The following is a 24,917-nucleotide window of genomic DNA, read 5'->3' on the forward strand; positions in this document are numbered from 1 at the left end:
CATAATACACCAAACTTCTCCGAATAGGTCCCAGATGCGGGCGTCTATTTTTTCCTTGTCTGCTCCCGGTTTTAATCTTTCTAAAACTAGGTTTTCTAATCTATCTTCGGATGCGCTTGCAAATATACTTCTCTTGAATGCCATAAGAATCGATTAGTTGAGTGTTTATGTTCAGATCCGTCGACCTATTTTTTGAAAGACTAAATCTTTAAAATCGGTTATTCTAGACAAGGAAGGTCGGGATGAGATTCGTTTGTGAACTAAGTTGGGAATACTGTGTATCCGGTTTCGCTCTCTATCAATTAAAAATGAATTTCCTGCGTTATTATCCGATTGCAGGTATTGCATTTCTGGTCTTCTGGGTTTGGAAAAAAGACTTTTTCCAGAAGTTTAGGATCCAGAAAGATTTTCCTAAAAAAGAAAAGGTAATTTTTGAATTAAAACAATCCGCGATTACTTTGATCATGTTCAGCACGATCGCTGTTTCAGTATATGTTCTTGGGAAATTGAAAATACTCCATATCAAAACGTATAAGGATTTTGCTGAATACGGTTTAGGTTATGCGATTTTCAGTTTTGTATTACTTACTATCTGGCATGAGACTTGGTTTTATTGGGCTCATAGGATCATGCATAATCGAAAAGTATATTCTTATGTACATTCTATTCATCACAGATCTGTAAATCCTTCTCCTATGGCCGCTTATAATTTTCATTGGGTAGAAGCGTTTCTGGAAGGAGTATATGTTGTTCCCGCTTTATGTATTCTTCCTCTTCACTTTTATGTTTTTTTGATCCATACTTTTTATGCTATGATCATGAATATATGGTGGCATTTGGGATATGAATTCTTTCCTAAAGGTTGGACCACTCACCCGATCTTGAAATGGATCAATACTTCTACACATCATAACCTTCATCACCAGAAGTTTCATGGAAACTATAGTCTCTATTTTAATTTCTGGGATAGGATAATGGGGACAAATTTTAAGGACTATTCCGAAATTTTCGAGAATAGTGTAGGCGGGGAGAAGAAGGAGCAGATCTCCATCATCCCCTCCACCTACTTGCAGAAATCTTAATTTATTCTTTGATCCTGACTTTTAATAATCTTCTTCTGAGACGTATCTCTTCTTCCAAAGATTTGGACAATGCTCCAAACTTTTTGTTTTGAAGATCTATATTCTCTACCAATGTTTCATACATCGGATTTGTTTTTCCATCCGGAACTAAGAAGCTCGGTTTTATTTCTCCTTCTGTATAAACCTTAAAAGAAGCAACATTTGCATCTTCGTCTATGAATAGAACTGCTCCTCCGTGTGAGGACATCGGCTGGATTGTATCTACTACCCAGCCACCTGTATTAAATACTTCTTTGCCTGAAATTTTTAAGCCTAAATCTTGGGTCTCGACAGCGAATGGTTTATGCGTATGACCGAAGATAAGGGTGTAATCATTAGGGAATTCTCTTTTGGTTTTTTGTGTCTCCGCTTTCCATTGCGCAGGAAGAGTTTCGCCTAAATATGAATCCATATTATGGATTACTTCTTCGCTCAGGACGGAGTCAGACATTCCTCTTTCTGCCTGCCCAACTTTTACTACTATTTTGGTGAGAATATATGAAACTCCCTTATATAAAAGCCATTTGATACCTAAAATTCTAAGTAGGAACGGAAGATTCAGATTTCTTAATAAATATGCAGAGACGTTTTGAGCAAGTTTGCCAACTGCTTTTGTGTCCTGGAGCATATCATAAATAAGGCCTATCCCTGTTCCTACTTTTCCGGATCTTCCAAGTGTAGACCAAAAGAAGTCTATCCAGGCAAAATTTTCTCTTTCGAGGACATAGATCGATTTTGGCGAAGTTATTTCTTTCGCCCTTTTGAAAGGGTTGTAATCATTCATTTTGCTCCATACGGAACGATTGGGCTTAGGAGCATCTGGATCATCGTCAATTTCAGGCAATAGTATTCTTTGGACTGTACTCATCAAAGAGTAGATGTTCTCCAAAAAATGTCCGTGAGTTAAAAACACAGATCGTTTTCCATTTTTAGAAGCGATTTCTAAATTCGGATAAGCAATAACTGCTTCTGCTCTCTTTAACTTTTTATTCTTTCTTAAAATTCCAGTGAGTAGATCGGATTGTATGAAATCCGGATTCACCATCTTAGTAGTATGCCAAGTTTGATTGATATACTGGTTAGGCTTTAGGCTTGCAATATAGTCCATATATTGTTTTTCTCTCGCGGTTTCCCAAAGATGATGATCATGATTTCCCGGGATGTAGAGAATACTTTCTGAAAAATGATGTTTCGTTTCCTTATAAGCAACTTCTAAAAATCTTTCGAAAGTCATAGATGCTTCGTTCATATCACCTAATGCTAATTCAAGCACGTCGCCTAATAATATGAACTGAGGTGGTTTAGAAGAACCATTTACCGAGTGAACGATATGTTTTAAACAGTTTAGAAGTTCAACAAGTGCGGGAGAAGTTTTCTGAGGATTTACTTTGAATCTATCTGAATCTTTTACTGGATCAGGGAACTCTTCGATGTATGTAAGTAAACTGTTATATGCTCCCAAGTGAATGTCGGAGATAACGATATATTTAATTTTACTCTTAGGCATTTAGGAAGTGAATCATTCAAAAAACGTTAATAAAATCAATTAATTATTGCTATTTTTGGGTAAATGCGGCAAATAAGTAGATTTTTCGACGTTAGGAGGTCTACTTGAAATCTTACGAGGCTATAATAATCGGAACCGGCTTCGGCGGTTCGATCAATGCCTGTCGTTTATCAAAAAAATGGCCAGGTAAAGTTTTAGTACTCGAACGAGGGAAAGAATATCCTAAAGGTTCTTTTCCAAGATCTCCAGAGGGAATGTCCAAAAACTTCTGGAATATTCCAGAAGAAGGTCATATTCCTAGATCTTCTAAGTTCAAAAAAGCAGGTAGACAAACTGGATTATTCGATATTCGTAATTATCCAAAACTAGATGTAGTTCTTTCCGCTGGCTTAGGCGGGGGTTCTTTAATCTACGCAAACGTATTCTTGGAACCACCTGATCACATTTTCGATCATCGCTGGCCAGAAACTACTAAAAAGAAACATTTAAAACCTTATTATAAAATAGTAAAAGATATCTTGGGCTCAAGACCCATTCCTGACACTGGAGAAGATAGACGTAAGGTAGTTCGTACGGAGTTGTACGAACATTTTGCTAAGCATGAATCCAGAGTTTCCAAAAGAGCAGACATCAATGTGTTTTTTGGGAACGATTTTAAGAAACCGACTCCTATAGGAGTTCAGGAAAAAAATCGTTTTGGAGCAGTTCAAACTTCCTGCACGTATTGTGCAGAATGTGATGTAGGATGTAATACCCATTCTAAAAATACATTGGATCTGAATTATCTTTTTGTGGCTAGGAACTCCAACAAAGCTGAGATAAAGACAGAACATCTTGCTACCAAAATTGTTCCTTTGAATAGCAAGGGAGAAGAAGACCCTTCTCAATCAGGCAAATACGGCTTTAGAGTTCATTATCTGAATTTGCAAAACGGAAAAACTTCTGAATCTTTTGCTGATACAAAACGTATCGTGGTTTCAGCTGGGACTTTGGGATCAACGGAACTTCTACTTAAATGTAAAACAAAGTTTAAGACCTTAACTAAGATCTCTGATAAACTAGGAACACAATTCTCTGGGAACGGCGACTTTCTTTCTTTTACTGCGAAAGGGAAGAAGCCTGCGGATCCGAATTATGGTCCAGTGATCACTCAGTATACGGATTATAACTTATTCTCCAGTTTCGATTCTAAAAAAGCATTTTTATTGGAGGATGCGAGTTATCCGGTATTCGCTTCCTATTTTGTGTCTGGTGCCCTTCCGATCATCTTTAGATTGAAGTATGTTTTCCATTTTATAGGAGAACTGTTTAAGAGCATCATTAGCGGAAAAATTTTCGGTAGAGTAGGATTTCTTTTGAGCGAGGCTCTAAAAGGAGATCTTTCTTATACTTCGGCAGTTCTGCTTTGTATGGGGATTGATACCTCCGACGGAAAGATGTATTTGGATAAAAATGGAAATCTTCAGATACATTGGCCTCAAAAAGAGAATCTAACACTTTATAATACCATAATGGATGTGAACAAAAGATTTGCGAAATTCACCGACGCAAAAACAAGATTTCCGATGCCGACTTACTCTTGGCCAGTCCGTAATAACGTTACTGTCCACCCTCTGGGCGGTTGTGTTTTAGGACCTTCTGCTAAAGCGGGAGTTTGTTCTTCGGATCTGAAAACTTTCGGTCAGGTTTTCGGTTACGAAGGTTTATATGTTGCGGATGGCAGTTTATTGCCTACCGCAGTGGGTGCTAATCCTTCTATGACTATTTCCGCTTTATCGGAAATGGTTGCAGAAGGAATTACAGGCAAGAAGCCGAATGCAAATTTAAGGTAGGATATTCGATTGGCTACAGCGACGAAAAATAAAATAAAAAAAAGCGCCGGTAAACCTAAGTTAGGCAAAACAGGAGTCAATTCTCATCCAGTAAGTTTAGAATTTACTGAGGAAATGAAAGGTTTCGTTTCCATGCCCGGATCTTTTAATTACCAAGAAGATTATGCTGCGGGGAAGAAGGCCGGAAACTATTTGATGTTTCACCTAACAATCCGAGTGAATGATACTCAGTTTTTTGTTTATGATCCAAATGAAACTGGAGAAGCAATTGGTTGGGTAGAATGCCAACCTTTAGGCGGAAGATTCGAAGTAGAAAAAGGTGTTTTTAACTGCTTCGTGGATTATGGAAAACCCTCTGCCAACGAAAAACATATGAAATACCGTTTGTTCCTTAAGAACAAAGCAGGGAAGAAGATTACCTTAAACGGATTTAAGAAGGTAGTAGACGACGGCATTTTAAATATCTGGAGAGATACTTCTACCCTTTATACAACTGTATACGAAGGATATGTAGATGAAAAAGCAGAACCTAAGGCGAATGTTCTCGCAAAAGGTATATTACATATATTAGAAAAAGATTTTATTAAGCAGATGACAACTTTCAAGTCCAATGGCCGTACTTTTTCAGAAAGAAAAGATGCACTGTTTAGATTTGGTGAATTGTTCATGGGGAATCTCTGGGAAATTTACGGAGCCCAATTCAGAAAAGCAGAACCTGAATTATGGAGAGAAAGAGATATCCCTGTATTCACTTTGGATGGAGTTAAAAATTCCAAGATCACTTTTCATCCATTCACTACAGATGATAAAATATCTCTAAATCTAGTACGTTTTCAGAAGAAGGAGAGCAAGGACGTTGTAATACTCATGCACGGGCTTACTACTTCTACAGATATGTTCGTTATGCCTGAGCATAAGAACCTTGTGACATATTTGCATGAGAACGGATTCACTGATGTTTGGAGTTTCGATTGGAGAGGAAGTTTACGTTTTAATTATAATCTTTTTCCTCATAGATATACTTTGGACGATATCGCTCTTTATGATGTTCCCGCTGCTTTAAAAGTAGTTAAAGACGCAGTGGGTGCTGGTAAAAGGATCCATTTCGTTGTACATTGTGTGGGATCCATCTCCTTCTTTATGAGTTTGTTCGGAGGAAAGATTGATGGAGTGACAAGTGTAGTTTCTAATAGTGTTTCTCTCACTCCTAATGTGCCGACTTGGTCTAAGATCAAATTGGCATTCTCTCCTTTTTTGATGGAGTCTGTTTTTAGATTCCCGAATGTAAACCCTCGTTGGTATTATCTGCCTGGTTTGGCTTCCGGAAAGCTACTCTCGAGATTCGTAAGTCTTTTTCATCACGAATGTGACGAGCCTGCTTGCCATATGTTGAGTTTGATGTGGGGAACGGGATGGCCTGCTTGTTATGAACATGCTAATCTTCCTGATGTTACTCATAGAAGGGTTGGGGATCTGTTTGGGGCGACTTCTATGAACTATTATAGACATATCAGAAAGGCAGTTGGTCGTAAGGCCATGATCAAGTTTAAGCCTACTGACAGTCGTTATGATTCTCTTCCGAATAATTATCTAGATAAGGCATCTGATGTCAAAACTCCGGTCCTCTTTATGACGGGTGACCAAAATAAAGTATTCAAAGATTCTAATATTATAGCTTACGAAACATTGAATCGTTTGAATCCAGGCAATAAAAACGAACTGTTTATCGCCGAGGGTTATGGCCATCAGGATACTCTGATGGGGAAAAAGAGCGATAAGGATGTGTTCCCTAGGATAGTGGAGTTCCTGCGTAAGAATTCCAACGGAGTGAAAAAAGGATAAATATGTCTAAGGAAAATCGCCCAGTCGTTTTTCTAACAGGAGCAGCAGGGGGTATCGGCAGAGAAACTGCGGCCCTTCTCTCTGAAAAAGGGTATCTTCTCTTTTTAACCGATTTGCAGAAACAATCTGCAGATCTTAAAAAATTCGCGGAAACATTAGGAAAAGATCATGTAGTTTTTCCTTGTGATATTTCTAAAGCTGCAGATTCAGAAAAAGCGATCAAAGAATGTGTAAAACAATTCGGAAAGATCGACGTTCTTGTGAATAATGCAGGGATTATGAGACCTTCTAAATTTGAAAACCTCTCCCAAGAGGAAATAGATGAGCAGATAGGGATCAATATCATTGGGACCATTCGGCTAACTAAACTGGGAATGCCTGCTCTTAAAAAATCTAAGGGTAAACTGGTTATCTTATCCTCATTAGCGGGAATTGTTCCTGCTCCTCATCATTCTATCTATAGTGCGACTAAATTTGCTCTTAGAGGTTTTGCTTTAAGTTTATATTTAGAATGGAAAGAGATTGGTATACGGGTTAGTTCCATTCTACCCGGAACGATTCAATCTCCTATGACTAAGTATATGGCATCTAGAGATAGTTCGCCTATGGCTTATATCAATCCACCTTTACCACCTTCTGCAGTCGCAAAAGCAATTTGGAAAGCCATCCAAACTGATAAGGCTGAGATATATGTTCCTTATTCTCAAGGGTTGCTGGCCAGAGTTGCGTTATTATTCCCTTCTTTATTGTCTTTGATCTATCCGATCATGGCTAAAAAAGGAGTTAGAAATTTCGAATCATGGAAAAGAAAAGGAGTTTTTGACTAATAGCGAAGATTAGAAATTATCTTCGCTTAACTCTTTCAATTTTTGATTCATTTTTATATGTGAATTACGCACTGCAGTTTGGATATGCGAACTAAATACAGTGGGCATAATCCCAGTTAAGATTGCAGTGTGACTGAATTTGGTTCGACCAGGGGTGATCTTTTCGAAAGTAAAACGATGATCTCCGGCAAACATGTATTTGAAAAAGAGCGGAAAGGCACCTTTCCAAGATATGGATTTAGAATTGGCGAGTTCGTATATCAACGCCTTGGTGGGTAGATACACTCCCGTAAAATAATAATCGAAAACAATAATCGTCCCGTCTTGCACCGGTTTGCCGAGAATCCTTTTTAAGAAAGGATTCCAAGAAGGAAACTTGGAGAAGTCGGTAAAAATACTCCAAATTTTTTCAGGGGGTGCCTGGATTTCTATCGAGGTGACGATTGTTTGAGGATTCATTCGTCACATATCTGATGTTCTATCTGAAAAATGTCTATCTAATAAATGTTTAAAATTTGGTAATTTATGAATTGTAAAAGTTTTATTCTCTATATCATCTTCGCTGCGTTATTCGCGAGCTCTTCTTTATCTGCAGAAGATAAAATACAAGTTAGTAAGGATATTGAACGATTACCTTTGGGTAAGTCTGTTTATTATCTGGAAGATCCGGAAAGGAAATTAACATTCGATGATATTTCTAAGCCGGATGCTGGATCTAAATTCATTAAATCTGATAAAGATTCATTAGATTTTGGACAATTAAATTATAATTATTGGTTTCGATTAACGTTCGAAAATGATACTCCCGAGTCTGTTTCTAAACTTGTGGAGATCAATTATAGTAATATAGATATAGCACAATTTTATAAACCGAATCCTGATGGTACGTACTCTAAAGAAGAAAGCGGGATGCTTTTCCCTTTTTCTGCCAGAAGTTTTAAAAATAGAAACTTTGTTTATCAGATCGAGCTGCAACCAGGAGAACAAAAAACTTATTATTTAATGACTTGGACCAGTGGAGGTTTGAATATTCCTCTCACTCTTTGGGACAAGGAAACATTCTCTCAATACAATGCGGACGTTCAACATGGTTTAGGTTTATATTATGGAGTGATGATTGTAATGATCCTCTATAATATTTTCATCTTCTTCTCCGTAAGAGATGTGAGTTATTTTTATTATGTGAGTTATATTCTTGGATTTTTAGGTATCCAGCTGGTTTTAACCGGTCACGGATTCCAATATTTATGGCCCGGATTTCCTTTTTTACAAAGGAATTTTTACGTGGTCTTCACTGGGATCTGTATGGCCTCGGTGCTATTGTTCACAAAAAGATTTTTGAACACTAAGGAGAATGTTCCGAGCTGGTTGGATAAGTCCATGAAGGTGTTAATTGTTGCCCATGGATTAATTGTATTTACTCCACTGGTTTTACCTCCGGAGATTACGGTAAAATTAGCATTAGTACTGACACTTCCTGTTCTGATATTTATTCCTGCTGCAACTGTGATTAGCTTCTTGAAAAAATTCCGTCCCGCACGTTATTTTCTTTTGGCATTCACGGTTCTTACTATTTCGGGAACAGTAGTAGTTCTTCGTTTTATTAATGTTTTGGGTTCTACTTTCTTAACTGAATACGGATTGTATCTTGGATCTACGATGGAAGTAATTCTTCTTTCCATTGCTTTAGCAGACCGTATCAATATTATGAAAAAAGAAAAGGAAGAAGCCCAAGCAAAAACTTTAGAGATGCAAAAAATAATCACAGAGTCTTATGCTAGATTTGTTCCTAAAGACTTTTTGGCTAATTTAGGAAAGGATTCCATTTTGGATGTGAGACTTGGGGATCAAATCCAAAAAGAGATGGCAGTTCTCTTTAGTGATATTCGTTCTTTTACTACATTGTCTGAACAGATGACTCCTGCTGAGAATTTCAATTTTATCAATTCTTACTTAAGTAGGATGAGCCCGATTATCCAAAGGCATAATGGGTTTATAGATAAGTTTATAGGTGATGCGATTATGGCCCTATTTCAAAGAAATGTAATAGATGCAGTATCTGCCGGTGTAGAAATGCAAAGGTATTTGAAAGAATACAATGAGCATAGAAACAAGCAAGGTTATATTCCTATCCAGATCGGAGTTGGCATACATTCTGGTTCTTTGATGCTCGGGACAATTGGAGCAGAAGAAAGGTTAGAAGGTACGGTAATTTCCGATACAGTTAACCTGGCTTCTCGAATCGAAAGTCTTACTAAAGTATATGGGTCCAGAATTGCAGTCAGTGAAAGTACGATTGAAGAAGTTAAAAGAGACGGCAAATTCCATTTCCGCTTTTTAGATAGAGTGAAAGTAAAAGGCAAACAAAAGCCCGTTTCCGTTTATGAAGTGTTCGATGGAGATGAACCTCAGCACCAAGATCTAAAATTAAAGACCAAAGAATCCTACGAAAAAGGTGTGAAGGCATTTTATTCTAATTCATTCGAAGACGCAAAACAAATGTTTGAGAATGTAATCTCAATCTTCCCGGATGATAAGGCCACTCAACTTTACTTAAAACGTTTGTACCCTGTAACTCATGATCGGAAGTTAGAAGAAGTAGAAGAATAACCGGGCACGAACGGCATCTGATCCTGATAAATCACCCGTCATTAGGAACTTGAAAAGGCTATTTTATTCTTTCCTAAAGAAGGGAGGAGTAAAATATTCCTACAAACATACTCCAATGTACCTATTCAGGGTTTTCGTTCTAATTTTATGTTTTTCGGCCTCGTCTTTGTTTTCAGAGGAGGCTATCCCTTTATCTTCACAAGTAGAACGTAAAAGAATTAGTACTGAGGTCTATTTTTTGGAAGATTCTAATAAGGGTCTTGGTATAGAGAAGGCCTCTTCAGTAGAATATTCCGGAAAATTCAAAAAATCGGATATGGATCCTTTGAATTTCGGACAGACTAACTTCGATTATTGGATCAAGATTACCCTTAAAAACCCAGAAAAGACACAGATCCGAAAAATATTAGAATTAGATTATACAAATATTGATCGGGTGGACTTTTTTGCGGAGAATAGTTCCGGCAAACAAGAGTTAGTCAACTCAAGCGGGATGGCTTTTCCTTATCCTGTTCGAAAAGTAAATCACAGAAATTTTATCTATACTTTAGATTTTCAACCTGAACAAACCCGCACCTTCTATCTCAAGTTGAACACAAGCGGTGGTTTAGTTTTTCCTCTGATACTTTGGAATCCGGAGACATTCTATCATCATAACGCTGATATTCATTTAGGCCTTGGATTGTATTATGGGATCATGTGTGTGATGATCCTCTATCATTTATTAATATTCTTATCTACTCGAGATATCAGTTATCTATTTTTTGTGACCAATATTTTTGGATTTTTCGGGATACAATTGGTTCTTACTGGTCATGGATTTCAATATCTTTGGTCGGAATATCCTGATCTACAGAGGAATTTGTATGTAGTCTTTACTGGAATATGTATGTCTTCTTTGGTTTTATTTGCCCAAAAGTTTTTGAATACTGAAGAGAATATAAATCGTAATCTGAATTATTCTCTTAATTTTACTTGGGCGCTTCACGCTCTTCTAATATTTTCTCCTTTGTTTTTGCCTCCAGAGTTTACTGTAAAAGTAAGTTTGGCTTTGAGTATTCTTGCTCCTTCTTTAGTCTTGATTGCGGCTTCTATTTGCTTTTTCAAAAATTATAGACCAGCTAGATACTTCTTATTGGCGTTTAGCTTCTTATGTATTTCCGGAATGTTCGTGGTTTTAAAATTTGCGAATCTGGTCGGAGTTTCTAATTGGGCAGATGATGGATTGTATATAGGATCTTCTATGTCTGCATTGATATTCTCATTTGCGTTGGCTGATAAGATCAATATTCTCAAAAAAGAAAAAGAAGATGCACAACGAAAGATTTTTGAAGCCCAAAAAGAAAATCTGGAAATGCAAAAAACTCTAAACGACTCTTTAGAGTTTTTGGTAATAGAAAGAACCAAAACAATAGAAGAGCAAAAATTAGATATAGAAGCTAAGGCAAAATTGATCGAGAAGGATCTTGCCATTGCAGGAAAGATCCAGTTTTCACTTCTTCCTTCTGTTCTTCCAAAAGCACATAATGTAAGAATTGCATATAGATGTATTCCTATGCTTCACGTTGGTGGTGACTTTGTAGACTTGATCTCCGATAGAACAGGTAGAGCGCTCGGAATTTTTATCTGCGATGTGACAGGACATGGAACTGGTGCAGCGATGGTTGCTGCAATGGTAAAGATGGCTCTTGCAGATTGGTCCGATTATCTAAGCGATCCAGGATACATGCTTGCAAAAATGAGAGCGCAACTCATGGGAAAACTGAACGGAAATTTTGTAACTGCTACTATGATCACATTCTATCCTGAATCAGGAAGGATCTTGATCGCAAACGCAGGACATCCTGAAGCAATATTGATTCGCAAATCTAATGGGAAACATGAGACTTATCGTCCTTCCGGGATTGCTATCAATGAGTTCTTATCTACTCCTAATTACCAAACTTTAAAGACTGAATTGACTAAGGGTGATAAGCTTATCCTTTATACCGATGGTCTTCCTGAAGCAAGATCTAAAGATGGGGACTTTTACGGAGACGATAGATTTTTAGATCTTCTTAAAAACTTCTCAGAATTAGAGCCTGAACTTTTTTGCAATTCAGTAATCGGTAAGATCCAACATTTCACTGAAGAAGAACAAAGTTCTCATGACGATATGGCAATGGTCGTCTTAGAATATCTAGGTTAATTCTTCCTTAATTTTTCAAACAGAAGGCTGTAGAAACGCCTTTGTACAATCCGATATTTAAGTCAGTCCTTAGGTAAAATATATGATAAGCTCGAATAATCGCGTTAGGGTATATTGGGATATACTCGTATTCGTTTGTATATTTTGGGCTTCTTTAGAATCTCCTCTTCGGATCGTTATCTCTTACGATCAAAACCTTCTTCTTATCAGTATTTACTTTTTCATAGATTCTGTTTTCGGATTGGATATCATATGGAATTGTATCACTCCTGAGTTTAAAGACGGGAAATGGGTCTTAGTACGTTCTCAAGTGATCCGAGATTACTTAAGATCTTGGTTTATTATAGACCTGATCGCTGCTCTTCCACTTGAATATGCCGCATTCAAAATTTTCGGAGTACAACAATCCCAATATCCTTATTTATATTTGGTCTTGGGTATCACTCGTATCTTAAAAGTTTTCAGGATTTCGGAGATCCTACATAGGATCAATCTTGCATTTCAACCTACACCTGGGGTCTTAAGATTAGTCCTTTTTGGCTTTTGGGTAACTTTGGTCGCTCATTGGTGTGCAGTTGGTTGGCTGTATATGGACGATCTTCAGGATTATCAAACTGGTCGATCTGAATATATCAGAGCTCTGTATTGGACAGTGACTACTATCGCTACAGTTGGTTACGGGGATATTACTCCTTCTACGGATGTACAAAGAATATATACAATATTTGTAATGATGCTCGGGGCAGGTGTATATGCTACCGTTATCGGTAATATTGCAAGTATATTAGGTAATCTTGATATTACTAAAGCCGCTCAAATGAAAAAAATGGCCCAGGTAGATTCTTTCCTGAAAGCAAGGAATATTCCGGCGGATATGCGGAGAAGGGTCCGTGATTATTATATGTACATAATAGATAGGGGCTGGGGAGAAGATGAAAGTCTGCTTTTGAACGATCTTCCTTTATCCTTGAGAAAAGAAGTAAAAATTCAGTTACATCGAAGTCTATTGGAAAAAGTACCTTTTTTAAAAGGAGCAGATCCTGCTTTAGTAGCTAGTCTCGTATTTTCTTTAACACCTACGATCTTTCTGAATGGTGATACAGTTTTCAAAAAAGGCGAGAAGGGTGATTGCCTTTATATTTTAAGCGAAGGCTCCGTAGATATTTTAGGTTCTGATGACAAAACTGTTTTGTTAAATTTGCAAGAAGGTCAGTTTTTCGGGGAGTTGGCCTTAGTCACTGAGGAACCGAGATCCGCAACGGTTCGAGCTACAAGTACCTGTGAAATTTATACTTTGAGTAAATCGGATTTTGATCATTCTTTGGAAAGATTTTCAGAATTCAGGTCGGCTATTGAAGAATCCGTTTCTAATCTGAAAAAATCGTAACTACAATCTTCTCCTTATAATCGTTTCGAAATTACTTGACCGACTCTTAAATTCTGCTAAAAAGCACGAGCTTAAATAGGAGATTTTATGTTACCGGTAATACCGTTAAATTATTTAGCAATTTTAGTTGGAGTTCTTGCAAACGTAGTGATCGGATTTCTTTGGTTTGGTCCAATTTTCGGTAAGGTCTGGGCAAAAGAAATGGGCTTGGACAATAAGGAACCTGATAACAAAGCGATGATAAAATCATTGGTTATCATGATCATCGGTTCTTTTTTAACAGCGTATGTTTTAGCTCATAGTTTATTTGTATGGAAACCTTCTTCTTGGAATCTTCCTGGAGATGGACCTGCCTGGATGTATGGAGCTTATGCTGCATTCTATACTTGGCTAGGTTTCTATATACCAATGCTTTTAGGTTCTGTGGCTTGGGAATCAAAATCATGGAGATTGTTTTTTATCAATGCAGGATATAATTTAGCTTCTTTAGCTGCTATCGGTCTAATCCTCGCTGTTTGGCCTGCTTAATATAACGATCCACATTTTTAATATTTAAAAAAGGGATTCCAAATCGGGATCCCTTTTTGTATCTTAAGTCAAAATCAAAAATTTCTTTCCGAAGGATATCCGGAAGTTCTCTTGAAAAGTAAGCATAACGTACTAATTTTTATTCCCTCTTTGATCGGAGCTTTTGTTCTATTTGGCTGGTTATTTGATATAGAGATCTTGAAACGACCTAGAGCTTCCATGGTCGCAATGAATCCAACATCTGCACTTTCTTTTGTTTTTATTGGATTTGCATTGTATCTTAATTTGAATCGGCCTGATTTAAATGTTTCGAAAAATTTGATTCGAATTATCGCGCTATTTGTTCTTTTGATCGGTCTTTCTAAATTATATTCCATCATCAGTGGATTCGATCTTGGGATGGATAAGATCCTTTTTTCGGAAAAGATAGCAAAGGATATCATCAAAGGTGTTCCGAATCGAATGGCTCCGAATACAGCTTTCGATTTTGTAGTACTTGGCTCTGCCATTTTCTTAAGTTCCTTTCGAAAGGATCTTTTAAGTTCTATCTCTAATTATCTATGTATTTTAGTACTTTTGATCGGACTTTTTTCGGTCATTGGTTATGTGTATCAGGTCCAGGAGTTTTATGGAATTCTTTCCTTCATTCCTATGGCAATTCACACTGCGATTAGTTTTATTTTCTGTTCTTTTGCTCTTTTGCTGATCAACGGACATTCAGGATTTATGAAGGTGTTCACAAGCAAAAGTTCTGGAGGGATCCTAGCTAGAGTTTTAATTCCATTTTTGATCATTGTCCCTGTTTTGTTCGGATATATTAGGATCTATTTAAACAGGTTAAATCCTGTAAGCTTGGAGTTGGGAGTAGGGTTCTTGATGACAGGGATCATACTCACATTTTTCGTTTTGGTTTGGTTTGTTGCCACTCAATTAGAAAAATCGGATATAGCAAGAACGGATGCGGAGAAAAAACTTTCAGAGCTAAATCAAGAATTAGAGAAATTGGTTAGTTCCAAAACTATGGATCTATTCAAAAGTGAGAATAGATTTAGGACTATTTTAGAACAATTTCCTTATCCTGTGTTGACGTATGATCCACAAGGAATTTGCACGGGAGCAAATTTTGCCTGGGAAGAAATGTGGAATACCAGAAGAGACGTATTAGTCGATTATAATATATTAAAGGATCCCCAAATAAAAGAAGCTGGCTTTTTTCCTTATGTGGAGAAGGCATTTAGTGGAGAGGCGGCAATGTCCGAACCTTTTCCTTACGATCCAAAATTAATAGGAAGCTCAGGGAGAGATCGTTGGTTGCAAATGGTACTTTATCCTATAAAAAATACAGCTGGAAATATATTAGAAGTAATCGTAGTTCATCAAGATATTACCGCGAGTAAAGAAGCGGAAAATGAGATTCGCTTATTGAATAATGATTTAGAAGAAAGAGTAAAAGTTCGAACTGAACAATTGGTTTTGGCTAATAAAGAATTGGAATCCTTCTCTTATTCTATCTCTCACGATTTAAGGGCACCAATACGAGGAATCAGTGGTTTCACACAGATCTTGATGGAAGACTATGGAGTGAATTTTGATGCGGAAGGGAAAAGAATCATCGGTAAAATTATAGAGAATGCCAAACAGATGGGACAGCTTGTCGATGATCTTTTGGAATTTTCCAGGTTAGGAAGAACTGAACTTGCCGAAAGAGAAATTTCCATGAAAGAATTGGCAACTACTGTATATAAAGAATTAATAAACTTAGAATCAGGCAGAGAAATTCATTTTGAAATACAAGATATTCCGAATGTTAGAGCGGACCAACCTGCAATACGCCAGCTTTGGGTGAATTTGATCTCTAATGCTATCAAATATACTAAAAAGGCAAAATCTTCTATTATCAAAATTGGTTCCATGGAATCAGCAGAAGGAACTGTTTATTATGTAAAAGACAATGGTGCAGGTTTTAATATGCAGTATTATAATAAACTATTTGGGGTCTTCCAGAGATTACATTCCAATGCAGACTTTGAAGGCACAGGAGTAGGTCTTGCAATTGTTAAAAGGATTGTCTCTCGTCATGGAGGGGTCGTATGGGCAGAATCCAAAGAAGGGGATGGTGCAACATTCTATTTCACTCTGCCTGGACAAGACCCAAAATTAAAGTGATTCCAGAAATTTAACCAGTTGGTCTCTTTGTGAAGGAGAAAGTTCTAATATATATTGTTTACTCCTCTCTGCTTCTCCCCCATGCCATAGGACTGCTTCCATGAAACTTTCTGCCCTTCCATCATGCAATAATTGTAATGTTCCATTTACCTTAGAAACTAAACCGATCCCCCAAAGAGGAGGAGTTCTCCATTCTCTTCCAGAAGCTAAGTGATCAGGTCTTCCGTCTTTCAGACCTTCTCCCATATCATGTAATAAAAGATCTGTATAAGGCCGGATAGTTTGCCCTGAGATCTCTGGAGCTCCGAGAATATTACCCGTTACTAATTTAGAGATATGGCAAGAATTACATCCTGCTTTGAAAAAGATCTGTTTCCCTGCAATAGTTTCGGAAGAAGAAGGCGATCTTCTTGCGGGAACTGCGATCAACCTCATATATTTTACCATCATATCTATTTTAGTAGGATTCAACTCAGGTAAGGTGCCATGAGGAGAAGAATCACATGCAGTTTGGGAAGAAGTGCAATTCTTAAAAGGAAAAAGAGGACTGGTCACTCCTATATCTTCTAAGAATGCCCGAGAACCTTGTTGTTTCAAGTTTGGTTCGTTTGCTTTCCATCCGAATCTACCTATCTTAATGCTTCCTGTTTCAATATCTGGAATCAAATTGATCCTTCCAGAAATTCCATCTAAATTGAGATCATATTCATCTTGAAGAGCTAATAAAGTATCATCAGGTATTGCTTCTAGTAATCCCATTCCGATTACCTTAGAAGTATTTCTAAGAGAGTAGATTTCTCCCTCCGAAGCCAAAGGCCCGTAATTTAGATTGGAAAATTCTACTTTAGGCTTTCTTAATGTGTAAGAGGTACCGTCTCTTAAAACTCCATCTATTTGAGAATAAGAAACGGATACCTTTCCTTCTGCGGGAACACCGCTTAATGAAAATGGTTGGAATTGACCTCCGTAATTTGGATCGTTACTTAGTCTTACTAACGCAGTTAACATTATCTCAGTCGGCCCAGAAGGTACTTTTCCGATTCCGTTTCCCACATGACAGGCTAAACAAGAATTCGCATTGAATAGAGGTCCGAGTCCTCTTCTATCAATCTGGCCTGAACTTGAATTTTCCCAAGGGACTTCAAAGACTGATTGCCCCACTGTAAAATCTGAAATTTTATCCAGGGGAAGTCCAGAGGGGAATTGTAAATACGCCCTGGAGGTAAAATCGTAAGAGGTCATACCTTTACCTCCGGACAATTCTTCTCCTTCTTCATATTCCCAGGAATCCAATTGGTCTCTGGATATGGAAACCAATGGATAGATTTCTGAAAATCCGCAAGTCAAGTTTTGAGGGTCACAGTTCCCATTCCCAAAAACTTGTTTTCCAAGTTCGGAACATCCTATTAGAAAAACAGAAAATGCTAATATAATTCTTTGAATATTAATCGCCACTTATATTAAGGAAATGTCAATGCGACAGGAGTTTTGGCTGCCCAGCTATCTTGCAGATCAGGTCTCCCTAAAGAGCCTCTGAAATTCCAACCCCAACCATATACGGAGCTATCCGGTAATAACACGAAACCGTGAAGAGCTCCTATTCCTAAGCTTGATCCTTTTGCAATTCCAACCACACTTAAGTTTGGTTCTGTAACTTTGGTGGCAGCATCGGGGTTTCCTAGATTACCTTGTCCATTTTCTCCCCAACCTTGGATACTTCCGTCGGAGAGTAGTGCAAAACTTTGGGTTCCACCTGCAAATACCCTGATCGCATTTGTTATATTATTTACTTGTAATGGAGAATTTTTGGGACTATCTTGATTTCCCAATCCTAACTGACCGCTTGCATTTAATCCCCAAGCAAAAACCGTCCCATCACTTTTTAATGCAAGAATATGATCTCTTCCATTTGCAATATTTTTGATACCGGTAAGTCCAGGAACCTTAGCGGGAGTTGATGTGATTGCGGTTGCTGTGGAGGTGCTTCCATTTCCTAAATTTCCATACTGGTTTCTTCCCCAAACATAAACGTCACCGTTTGAATCTAAGGCGGCAGAATGTTGAGAACCCGCAATTACTTGTATGATATTTGTAAGTCCAACAACGGTCACAGGATTGGAAGAGACTGTTGTAGTCGTAATAGCTGGATCTGCATTTCCTAATTGGCCCACATTATTCTGTCCGAATGCGACTACTGTTCCATCTGACTTTAAAATCACTGCATGGTTGAAACCGAACGCACCCATAACTGCGTCGGTGATTCCTGGAACTTCTGTAGGAGGTGTTTGTGCAGCAGGATTTCCTGCAGTTCCTACCGCAGGTTCAGTTGTATTTCCAAGTCCCAATTGCCCTTGCGCGTTTGCCCCCCAGGTATACACTTTTCCATCGTCTTTAATTGCTAATGAATTGTTTTGGTTAAATGAAATGCTTACAATCCCGGAGATTGAAGTAAGTTTTAATATATTCGGATTGGTTGTATCTCCTTCTGAAAATCCAGTCCCGAGTTGGCCTTTATTATTTCTTCCGCAGGAATAGATAAAACCATCTATTATAAATCCTGAATGTGCCCCACCAGCTGTTAGTTTGTTTCCGAAATAGAAGGAGACGGATTTTTCAAGTACGTTACCTTCTCCATTTGTTAAAACTACCTTGAGAGTGTTTTGTCCTCTTCTTGGTTTGAGTTTTGTTATTTGTAACTCGGTGCTTTCTCCTTCAATTTCTGTTTCCTTAGTTTCATTTAGGAAAACTTCGTAGGTCCCGGAGCTTGCACCCGTGATCCCCAGGTCAAATTGGTAAACGGATAAAACCTCTCCTTCGGCGGGAGAGGTGATCTCGAAATTGGAACTTGCAGTGGAGGTGGTTCCGCCTAATAGCCCCATTGGAGTTTTGGAGGATGAATTGGAGCAGGTCCATAGGAATAGAAGAACTAGGGGTAATAAGCGTTTCATGGTATTCCCTCGCGATAATGAATCTAAGTCTCAATATCAAAAATACCAAAATCGAAAGAATCACCTTTTGGTCAATCCATTAAAACACGAATTTCAAAGGAAAAGGGTAGATATGCCTTTTAGGTTTGGGGCTCCTTCCTCTTCCATGTGACAGCATCTATCCTTTTTTGGGATTGGGAGTCTGAGATTAGGATATCCAACCTTTTAAGTCTGGTTTCTTCTCTTTTGGGACTGATCGCCCACCAAATAGCGGTTCGCTGGTAAGAGGGAGCTTGGCTTGTAAAGAAGTCCCAGGCTTTTTTATTTTTCTGGAATTGTTTTTTAAATGCAGAAGGTAGTTCTATCTTCTCCTGTTCGAACGAATATTGCGCAGTCTTCTTCTTTTCAGAATGGAAGGCTTGTAAGCCAGACTCTTGGACTAAACCTTCCTGGATCAACTCTTGGATACGTTTTATATTAACCTTACTCCAAATACTTCCTATCTTTCTGGGAGTAAAACGGGCAGAATAACTCTCTTCGTCTATATTCTTTCTGATTCCATCTATCCAACCGAAACATAACGCCTGATCGACTGCCTCTCCATATAGAATTCCCTTTTTAGAGGACTTTATCTTATAAAAGCCTAGAAGAAGTTCTGTTTCTTTTTTATAATTTTTGGAAAGCCATGAGCGGAATTCCTTTCCTGTCTTAAAGAACTTTGGTATCATTAGGAATTTCTACTTGGCAGAAGTTTGAAGTGTATATAACTTTATGAAAGTTATTTTCGGTAGGTAGCATGAGTATAAGAGGTTCCCAGTCCGGTTTTTTTAGTCTTTTGACTGCGGTCTTATTATTGCAGAACTGTCTGACATCTTCCGCAAATATCCAGGACTATAAGGAACATTTTATAGGAAATGATCCTAAGGATCTATCTTCTGAGATCCCAAAGGGAAAGATAAGAGCAGTATTTTTAGGGACAAGCTCCATTCTATTAGATGATGGGGAGACTCAGATTCTGACCGATGGATTTTTTTCGAGGCCTTCTCTTTTTAAAACTATGTTCTCAAAAATTTCTTCTGATGAACAAGAGATCAAATACGTTATGCTTCTTGCAGGCATTAAACGTTTGAAAGGGATCTTAGTATGTCATTCTCATTATGATCATTCTATGGATTCTCCTTATATTGCCAAAGAGACTGGAGCAAAATTATACGGCTCCCTCTCCACCATCCAGATTGGAAAAGGAGGAGGACTTCCTGAAGAACAATTGGTATTATTCCAACCCGGCAAGAAGATCCAGATAGGTAAGTTTAAGATCACTGTACTAAATTCAAAACATACTCCTCCTTTTAAAATTTTGGGAAAAACAAATGCTGCAGATCCAAATAGACCGGATTTAACGGAAGCACTGCCTCAACCTGCTAAGGCAGAGGATTATATAGAAGGTGGGACTTACGACTTCTTGGTGGAACATGGAAAACATTCCATCTTGATCAAAGGTAGCACAAATTATATTGAGAATGCTTGGGAAGGTTTAAAGGCAGATGTTCTATTCTTAGGGATTGCTATGCTAGGCAAACAAGAAGAAGAATTTAAATCAAAGTATTACGAAGAAACTGTGACCAAAATTTCTCCTAAGATGGTAATCCCTGTACATTGGGATAATTTTTTCAAACCATTGACTCAACCTTTGGAGCCTAACTTGAGTTTAGGAGACGATGTGAAAACCGGAATGGAGTTTATGATACAGAAAACTTCCCAGGATGGGATACAATTCAAGATCCTGCGAGGTTTTGAGAGCATTCTGTTATTTTAATATACTGGTTGGTGCGGATCAAGGCGGCTAGGCTATATGGAAGAAGAGGATACGATGGAAAAAGTTTTAGAATATTTAGAACCCTATGGTCCGGATCTAAAAAACGGACTTAGTAATCATGCTCCTATGGCCTGCGAGGCATTGCTCACAATGGGAAAAAGAGAAAGTGTTTTTCCTTGGTTGGAAAGATACGGAAACCAATTTTTAGAAAAAAAGAAACCCAGAAACAAAATTTATAGCGGTGACTGGAAAGATTTCTTAGGATTTCCGGAAACTTATCCTGAGTGGGAAAACTTTTTTAATACAGAATTGGAAGAAGGTCCCTGGCAGAAAACTGTCTCTGAATGGGCGGTCAAACTTGCTCCAGGGATCTGCGCGGATGCTACTCATGGTGTAATCCGTACTGGACATGCAGTCAGAAGTTTAACTAGAAAAGAATCAAGACGTAGGAAGAGAGAACTTGCTTCCGGGTTAGCAGTTTGGGCTTCTACTTATTTGGAATTGCCGACTTCTTTCGATTCTTTGTTGGGCCTACAACCGGAAGATGCCATACAAAAAGTGGACTTTGTTCCGAAAGAATCTAAAAATTTTTCAGGTACAATCGTTTCTTCTTTGCAGGGATTGGGAGAATATGATCATTTTTCTCCTGTGATCGGATATCTAAACGTTTCTAAACAGCCTGAAGAAATTATTTCAGGTTTGTCGGAAGGGTTTTCTAGAGTTGTCTTAAATAATGTGGAAGATAATCTTTCTGCGATCGTTTTTATACATTCCGTAACAAGTGTTTCTGCTCTTAGAAGTATATTACCTTTTCTGAATGAGCATGAAAAAAAATCGGTGTTACGATATTCCTGGCAGTCGGGCGCGGCTTTGTTTTCTGCGTTCGGTAAAAAATCAAATCTAGAACTTCCTGAAAAAATAGAAAAAGAATCCAGAGAAGAAATGATAGATAGGGCAATTGAGCATGGAGACGAACACGCGATCAAATTTACGGAAGTATGTTTGAAAGAATTTGAATTCAATCCTTCTCCTGCATATTACGCAGCTGCTCGTTTAGCTAGAAAGTTTTTGGAACCTTTATCTTAATAGCGCATTGTTCTGAAAGTCAAATTTACTCTGGGTTGTTTGATCGATTTTGTTTTAGGAAGGCTATGCAGCCAAGATTCTTGGGCTCCTTGCATTACTAATAAACTTCCATGTTCTAATATTAAAGAAACTTGCTCTTTGGTGGACTTATGTTTGAAGTAAAATTTTCTTTCTGCCCCGAATGATAGAGAAGCGATAGTAGAATTTTTTCCTAACGATTTTTCATCATCGCTATGCCAGGCCATTCCTTCTTCTCCATTATTATATAAATTAAGTAAGCAGGAATTAAATTTGGTTTCAGTAATTTTTTCTGTTAAACTTTTGAGTTCAGAAAGTTCTTTTGTCCAAGGTAGCGCTTTTTTAGTGGTGTTTGAATATGTGTATTCATAATCTGAATCTCCGAACCAGGCTACTTTTCTTTTAGTGATTATATGTTTCCCGTAAATTATAGCCTCGTCGTTCCTCCAAGGGATGTCCTCGAGTAAAATTTTTAGAAGACTATCTGAAAGATTTCGAGCAATGATCGTCCCGTAATACGTTACAATTCCCTGATAAGGAAGTAAGTTCCTCTGCCTTTCCGATTCAAATAGTTCCATGTTTCCAAACTTTATATTTTTCTTTTAAACAGTGCCCACAAGGTCTAAACCTTAAACGGATCGCTTCTTTAAGATACCGCGTAATGAAAGATTATACCCAGAGTGTGTCTGTTTCCACTATGAACTTCGCTGACTCCGTGTTTAACCTGAGATCTATAATAGTCTTTTGCCCCTTTGACTGGGAAAAAATCAGTAGTGAATATGATCATATCTCCTCTTTCGGGACGGAATACTATAGCTTTAGATTGAGCTCTCGGTTTCGACTGAGTTAGTACGAATTCGCCACCTTCATAATCCTTATCTGGTTCATTTAGGAAGAATGCTAACTGGATCGGAAAATAAATATCTCCATATAAATCTTGGTGAAGAGTGTTAAATCCTCCTTTTCCATATTTGAGTAAAAGACTTGTAGGTTGGGTTTGCCCTTTCTCTACGCATAAATCTTGAAAAGTGTTTAGATCTAAAGGAAATCGTTTATCTATTTTTAAATTTTCCATCCATTGATTCGCTAATGGAGAAAGTCGCGGATAGGTTTCCTTTTTGATTTTTATAATTTGTTCAGGTTCAGGATTTTTGAAATATTTATATTCTCCGAACCCGAAACGATATTTTTCCATTACTACAGTTTTGCGAAATAGATCAGATTGATTGTATAAAGAGATCCAATCTAAACAACTTGCCTCATCCAAAACTTTCTTTTGAAGGACAGCCCCAGAAGAATTCAAATTTTCTAATAGACTGTCCCAGTTTAATTTAGCAAAATCTGGGTTCACAGATCATTCCTATTGACCAGATCCGTTTTAGCAGCTTCCCAGCCGATCATCGCAACTTTACGCGAATCTCCCCAATGGTATTCACCGAATTCTCCGGAAGAACGAATCACTCTATGGCAAGGGATTAAGAATGCTACTGGATTATTTCCGATCGCAGTTCCTATTGCTCTTGTCGCTTTAGGATTTCCCATTTGTTCTCCGATCTGTCCGTATGTGGAAAGTTTTCCCATAGGGACTTTTAAAAGAGTTTCCCATACTTTGAGCTGGAAGTCTGTACCTTTAAGATGTAATTTTATCTTACCCAATTGGCTCCAATCATGAGTGAATATGAACAATGCATTTTGTTGGATCATATCCACTGTTTGATTATAAGTCGCGTTCGGGAAAATCGACTTTAACTCTTGGAATACCTTCTTCTCATTTTCAAAAAATGAAATATAACAAATTCCTTTTGAAGTAGAAGCCACAAGTAATTTACCAAAAGGAGATTCCGCATAACTATAGTTAATCGATAGATCCTTTCCTCCATTCTTGTATTCTCCTGGAGTCATTCCTTCTATATTAACAAATAGATCGTGTAATCTACCTGTTCCAGAAAGTCCTGAGTCTAAGGCCGTGTCTAACAAAGAGGATCCATTCTCTTTTAATAAATTTTTAGCGTATTCCAAAGTGGTATATTGTAAAAACTTCTTTGGACTTACTCCTGCCCAGTCGGTGAACATTCTTTGGAAATGATGAGGGCTAAGTTTTAATTTGCCTGCCACATCTTCCAAACTTGGTTGTGTTTTGAAATTTTTACGAAGATAGAAGATCGCGTCTGCAATCCTATCAAAGTCTGTGTTTTGTTGTCCTTTCATGATTTTGGAGTATAGATAAGAAAGAGATAACTCGAAACCCGATACTTGCTATTTGTACCAGAAATTCCAGCTATTTAAAAGACCTTCTTCTTTCCTAATTTTAGTTAAAACAAGGCTTGACGATTCTTCATTTCAGATCCCCTCTTTTAAAAATGTCACAATATGTGACATTTTTAAAAGAGGGGATGTGGGAACGAGGGAGCAAACCAGAGAACTTGTATTAGAAGCTGCAGAATCCCTGTTTCTGGCCAAAGGACTCCTGGAAGTTTCCATGGAGGATATTGCCGCAAAAGCATCTTGCACTCGGCGAAATCTATATCGTTACTTTGATACAAAAGAAGCGCTCAGTATTGAAGTTCTTAGAAAACTTCTTTCTCCTTGGAATGATTTTCAGCTTCAAACTTTCGAGAGGTTAAGAAGTTCCAATCTTTCCGGAAGAGATGAACTAGTTTCCTTTCTCAAAACTCTGGCCAAATATTTAGAAACTCATAAACCTTTGCTTCGTTTCACTGCGGAGTTCGACTTTGTGTTCAGAGAGCGCAGTTCTTTTCAATTAGACGCCTCTTCAGAAGAGTCTTTATTCGCAGAGTTTCTATTCACCGAAAAACTTATCATACAAATTTTAGAAAAGGGAGAAGGGGATAGAAGTCTCAGTATCCCTTCTTCCTTAGCAATACTAGTTCCTACAATTACAACAGTTCTTTGGAGTCTTGGGCAAAGAGTTGCTCTTAGAGAAACTTTGATACCGAGAGAATTCGGGGTGAATGGTATGGAACTAGTACAAACGCAAATAGATCTATTGGTGCTTGCTTTAGAAACAAAACAAGATCCCGGAGAAAAGAAGGAGAATTAAC

The 24,917-nt window shown here is 37.8% G+C and carries 20 protein-coding genes and 1 pseudogene; 12 read left to right on the forward strand and 9 right to left on the reverse strand.

What is annotated here, in order from left to right; all coding sequences use genetic code 11:
- A pseudogene (locus CH362_RS19410) lies at positions 1-144 on the reverse strand (adenylate/guanylate cyclase domain-containing protein); the annotation flags it as partial.
- Between the two features lie 98 nt (positions 145-242).
- Between CH362_RS19410 and CH362_RS13620 the strand changes: the two are divergent.
- Positions 243-1,082, forward strand: coding sequence for a sterol desaturase family protein (locus tag CH362_RS13620; RefSeq protein WP_100710899.1), 840 nt, complete (start codon positions 243-245; stop codon positions 1,080-1,082).
- A 1-nt stretch (position 1,083) separates the two neighbouring features.
- On the opposite strand, the gene CH362_RS13625 is transcribed toward CH362_RS13620, so the two are convergent.
- Positions 1,084-2,628, reverse strand: coding sequence for a metallophosphoesterase (locus CH362_RS13625; protein ID WP_100710900.1), 1,545 nt, complete (start codon positions 2,626-2,628; stop codon positions 1,084-1,086).
- A 104-nt stretch (positions 2,629-2,732) separates the two neighbouring features.
- Here CH362_RS13625 and CH362_RS13630 point away from each other — a divergent pair, with 104 nt between their 5' ends.
- From CH362_RS13630 to CH362_RS13640, 3 genes are read left to right on the forward strand one after another with little or no spacing between them, the layout of a single operon-like run.
- Complete coding sequence (locus CH362_RS13630) at positions 2,733-4,460, forward strand: GMC oxidoreductase (protein WP_100710901.1); 1,728 nt, start codon at positions 2,733-2,735, stop codon at positions 4,458-4,460.
- A gap of 9 nt (positions 4,461-4,469) precedes the next feature.
- Positions 4,470-6,302, forward strand: a complete 1,833-nt coding sequence (locus tag CH362_RS13635) for an alpha/beta hydrolase (RefSeq protein WP_100710902.1) — start codon at positions 4,470-4,472, stop codon at positions 6,300-6,302.
- A 2-nt stretch (positions 6,303-6,304) separates the two neighbouring features.
- Positions 6,305-7,129: an SDR family NAD(P)-dependent oxidoreductase gene (locus CH362_RS13640; RefSeq protein WP_100710903.1), complete on the forward strand. Its 825-nt coding sequence runs from the start codon at positions 6,305-6,307 to the stop codon at positions 7,127-7,129.
- 9 nt (positions 7,130-7,138) lie between these two features.
- Here the strand turns inward: CH362_RS13640 and CH362_RS13645 are convergent, their stop codons facing one another.
- Complete coding sequence (locus CH362_RS13645; RefSeq protein WP_100710904.1) at positions 7,139-7,588, reverse strand: SRPBCC domain-containing protein; 450 nt, start codon at positions 7,586-7,588, stop codon at positions 7,139-7,141.
- A gap of 66 nt (positions 7,589-7,654) precedes the next feature.
- Between CH362_RS13645 and CH362_RS13650 the strand changes: the two genes are divergently transcribed.
- From CH362_RS13650 to CH362_RS13670, 5 genes are all read left to right on the forward strand, one after another.
- Positions 7,655-9,739, forward strand: a complete 2,085-nt coding sequence (locus CH362_RS13650; protein WP_100710905.1) for a 7TM diverse intracellular signaling domain-containing protein — start codon at positions 7,655-7,657, stop codon at positions 9,737-9,739.
- A gap of 49 nt (positions 9,740-9,788) precedes the next feature.
- Positions 9,789-11,927, forward strand: a complete 2,139-nt coding sequence (locus CH362_RS13655; RefSeq protein ID WP_100710906.1) for a 7TM diverse intracellular signaling domain-containing protein — start codon at positions 9,789-9,791, stop codon at positions 11,925-11,927.
- Positions 11,928-12,009: 82 nt separating this feature from the next.
- Positions 12,010-13,314: a cyclic nucleotide-gated ion channel gene (locus CH362_RS13660; RefSeq protein WP_100710907.1), complete on the forward strand. Its 1,305-nt coding sequence runs from the start codon at positions 12,010-12,012 to the stop codon at positions 13,312-13,314.
- 87 nt (positions 13,315-13,401) lie between these two features.
- Positions 13,402-13,842: a DUF1761 domain-containing protein gene (locus CH362_RS13665; RefSeq protein WP_100710908.1), complete on the forward strand. Its 441-nt coding sequence runs from the start codon at positions 13,402-13,404 to the stop codon at positions 13,840-13,842.
- A gap of 111 nt (positions 13,843-13,953) precedes the next feature.
- Positions 13,954-16,008 (forward strand): sensor histidine kinase, encoded by a 2,055-nt coding sequence (locus CH362_RS13670; RefSeq protein ID WP_100710909.1) that lies wholly within the window; start codon positions 13,954-13,956, stop codon positions 16,006-16,008.
- Here the strand turns inward: CH362_RS13670 and CH362_RS13675 are convergent.
- The 3 genes from CH362_RS13675 to CH362_RS13685 form a co-directional block, all read right to left on the reverse strand.
- A complete protein-coding gene (locus CH362_RS13675) occupies positions 16,000-17,325 on the reverse strand; it encodes a di-heme oxidoreductase family protein (RefSeq protein ID WP_244280589.1) in 1,326 nt (441 codons plus the stop codon). The two genes, CH362_RS13670 and CH362_RS13675, sit on opposite strands and share 9 nt — an antisense overlap.
- A gap of 143 nt (positions 17,326-17,468) precedes the next feature.
- The gene (locus CH362_RS13680) at positions 17,469-18,956 is read right to left on the reverse strand and encodes an RCC1 domain-containing protein (RefSeq protein ID WP_100710910.1); all 1,488 of its coding nucleotides are present in this window, start codon (positions 18,954-18,956) and stop codon (positions 17,469-17,471) included.
- A gap of 119 nt (positions 18,957-19,075) precedes the next feature.
- Positions 19,076-19,663 (reverse strand): YdeI/OmpD-associated family protein, encoded by a 588-nt coding sequence (locus CH362_RS13685; protein ID WP_100710911.1) that lies wholly within the window; start codon positions 19,661-19,663, stop codon positions 19,076-19,078.
- 68 nt (positions 19,664-19,731) lie between these two features.
- Between CH362_RS13685 and CH362_RS13690 the strand changes: the two genes are divergently transcribed.
- Together CH362_RS13690 and CH362_RS13695 are read left to right on the forward strand one after the other, a co-directional pair.
- A complete protein-coding gene (locus CH362_RS13690) occupies positions 19,732-20,751 on the forward strand; it encodes an MBL fold metallo-hydrolase (protein ID WP_100710912.1) in 1,020 nt (339 codons plus the stop codon).
- 36 nt (positions 20,752-20,787) lie between these two features.
- Positions 20,788-21,837 (forward strand): questin oxidase family protein, encoded by a 1,050-nt coding sequence (locus CH362_RS13695; protein ID WP_100710913.1) that lies wholly within the window; start codon positions 20,788-20,790, stop codon positions 21,835-21,837.
- Here CH362_RS13695 and CH362_RS13700 read toward each other — a convergent pair.
- The 3 genes from CH362_RS13700 to CH362_RS13710 form a co-directional block, all read right to left on the reverse strand.
- The gene (locus CH362_RS13700) at positions 21,834-22,433 is read right to left on the reverse strand and encodes an alpha-ketoglutarate-dependent dioxygenase AlkB family protein (protein ID WP_100710914.1); all 600 of its coding nucleotides are present in this window, start codon (positions 22,431-22,433) and stop codon (positions 21,834-21,836) included. The genes CH362_RS13695 and CH362_RS13700 overlap by 4 nt on opposite strands.
- Positions 22,434-22,501: 68 nt before the next feature.
- Complete coding sequence (locus tag CH362_RS13705; RefSeq protein WP_100710915.1) at positions 22,502-23,206, reverse strand: 2OG-Fe(II) oxygenase; 705 nt, start codon at positions 23,204-23,206, stop codon at positions 22,502-22,504.
- Positions 23,203-24,063, reverse strand: coding sequence for a bifunctional helix-turn-helix domain-containing protein/methylated-DNA--[protein]-cysteine S-methyltransferase (locus tag CH362_RS13710; protein ID WP_100710916.1), 861 nt, complete (start codon positions 24,061-24,063; stop codon positions 23,203-23,205). The genes CH362_RS13705 and CH362_RS13710 overlap by 4 nt, the downstream gene beginning before the upstream one ends.
- A 187-nt stretch (positions 24,064-24,250) precedes the next feature.
- On the opposite strand from CH362_RS13710, the gene CH362_RS13715 reads away from it, so the two are divergent.
- Complete coding sequence (locus CH362_RS13715) at positions 24,251-24,916, forward strand: TetR/AcrR family transcriptional regulator (RefSeq protein ID WP_100711128.1); 666 nt, start codon at positions 24,251-24,253, stop codon at positions 24,914-24,916.
- Position 24,917: the final 1 nt, after the last annotated feature.

Origin of the sequence: Leptospira saintgironsiae (genome assembly GCF_002811765.1) — a bacterium.
Taxonomy (GTDB): Bacteria; Spirochaetota; Leptospiria; order Leptospirales; family Leptospiraceae; genus Leptospira_B; species Leptospira_B saintgironsiae.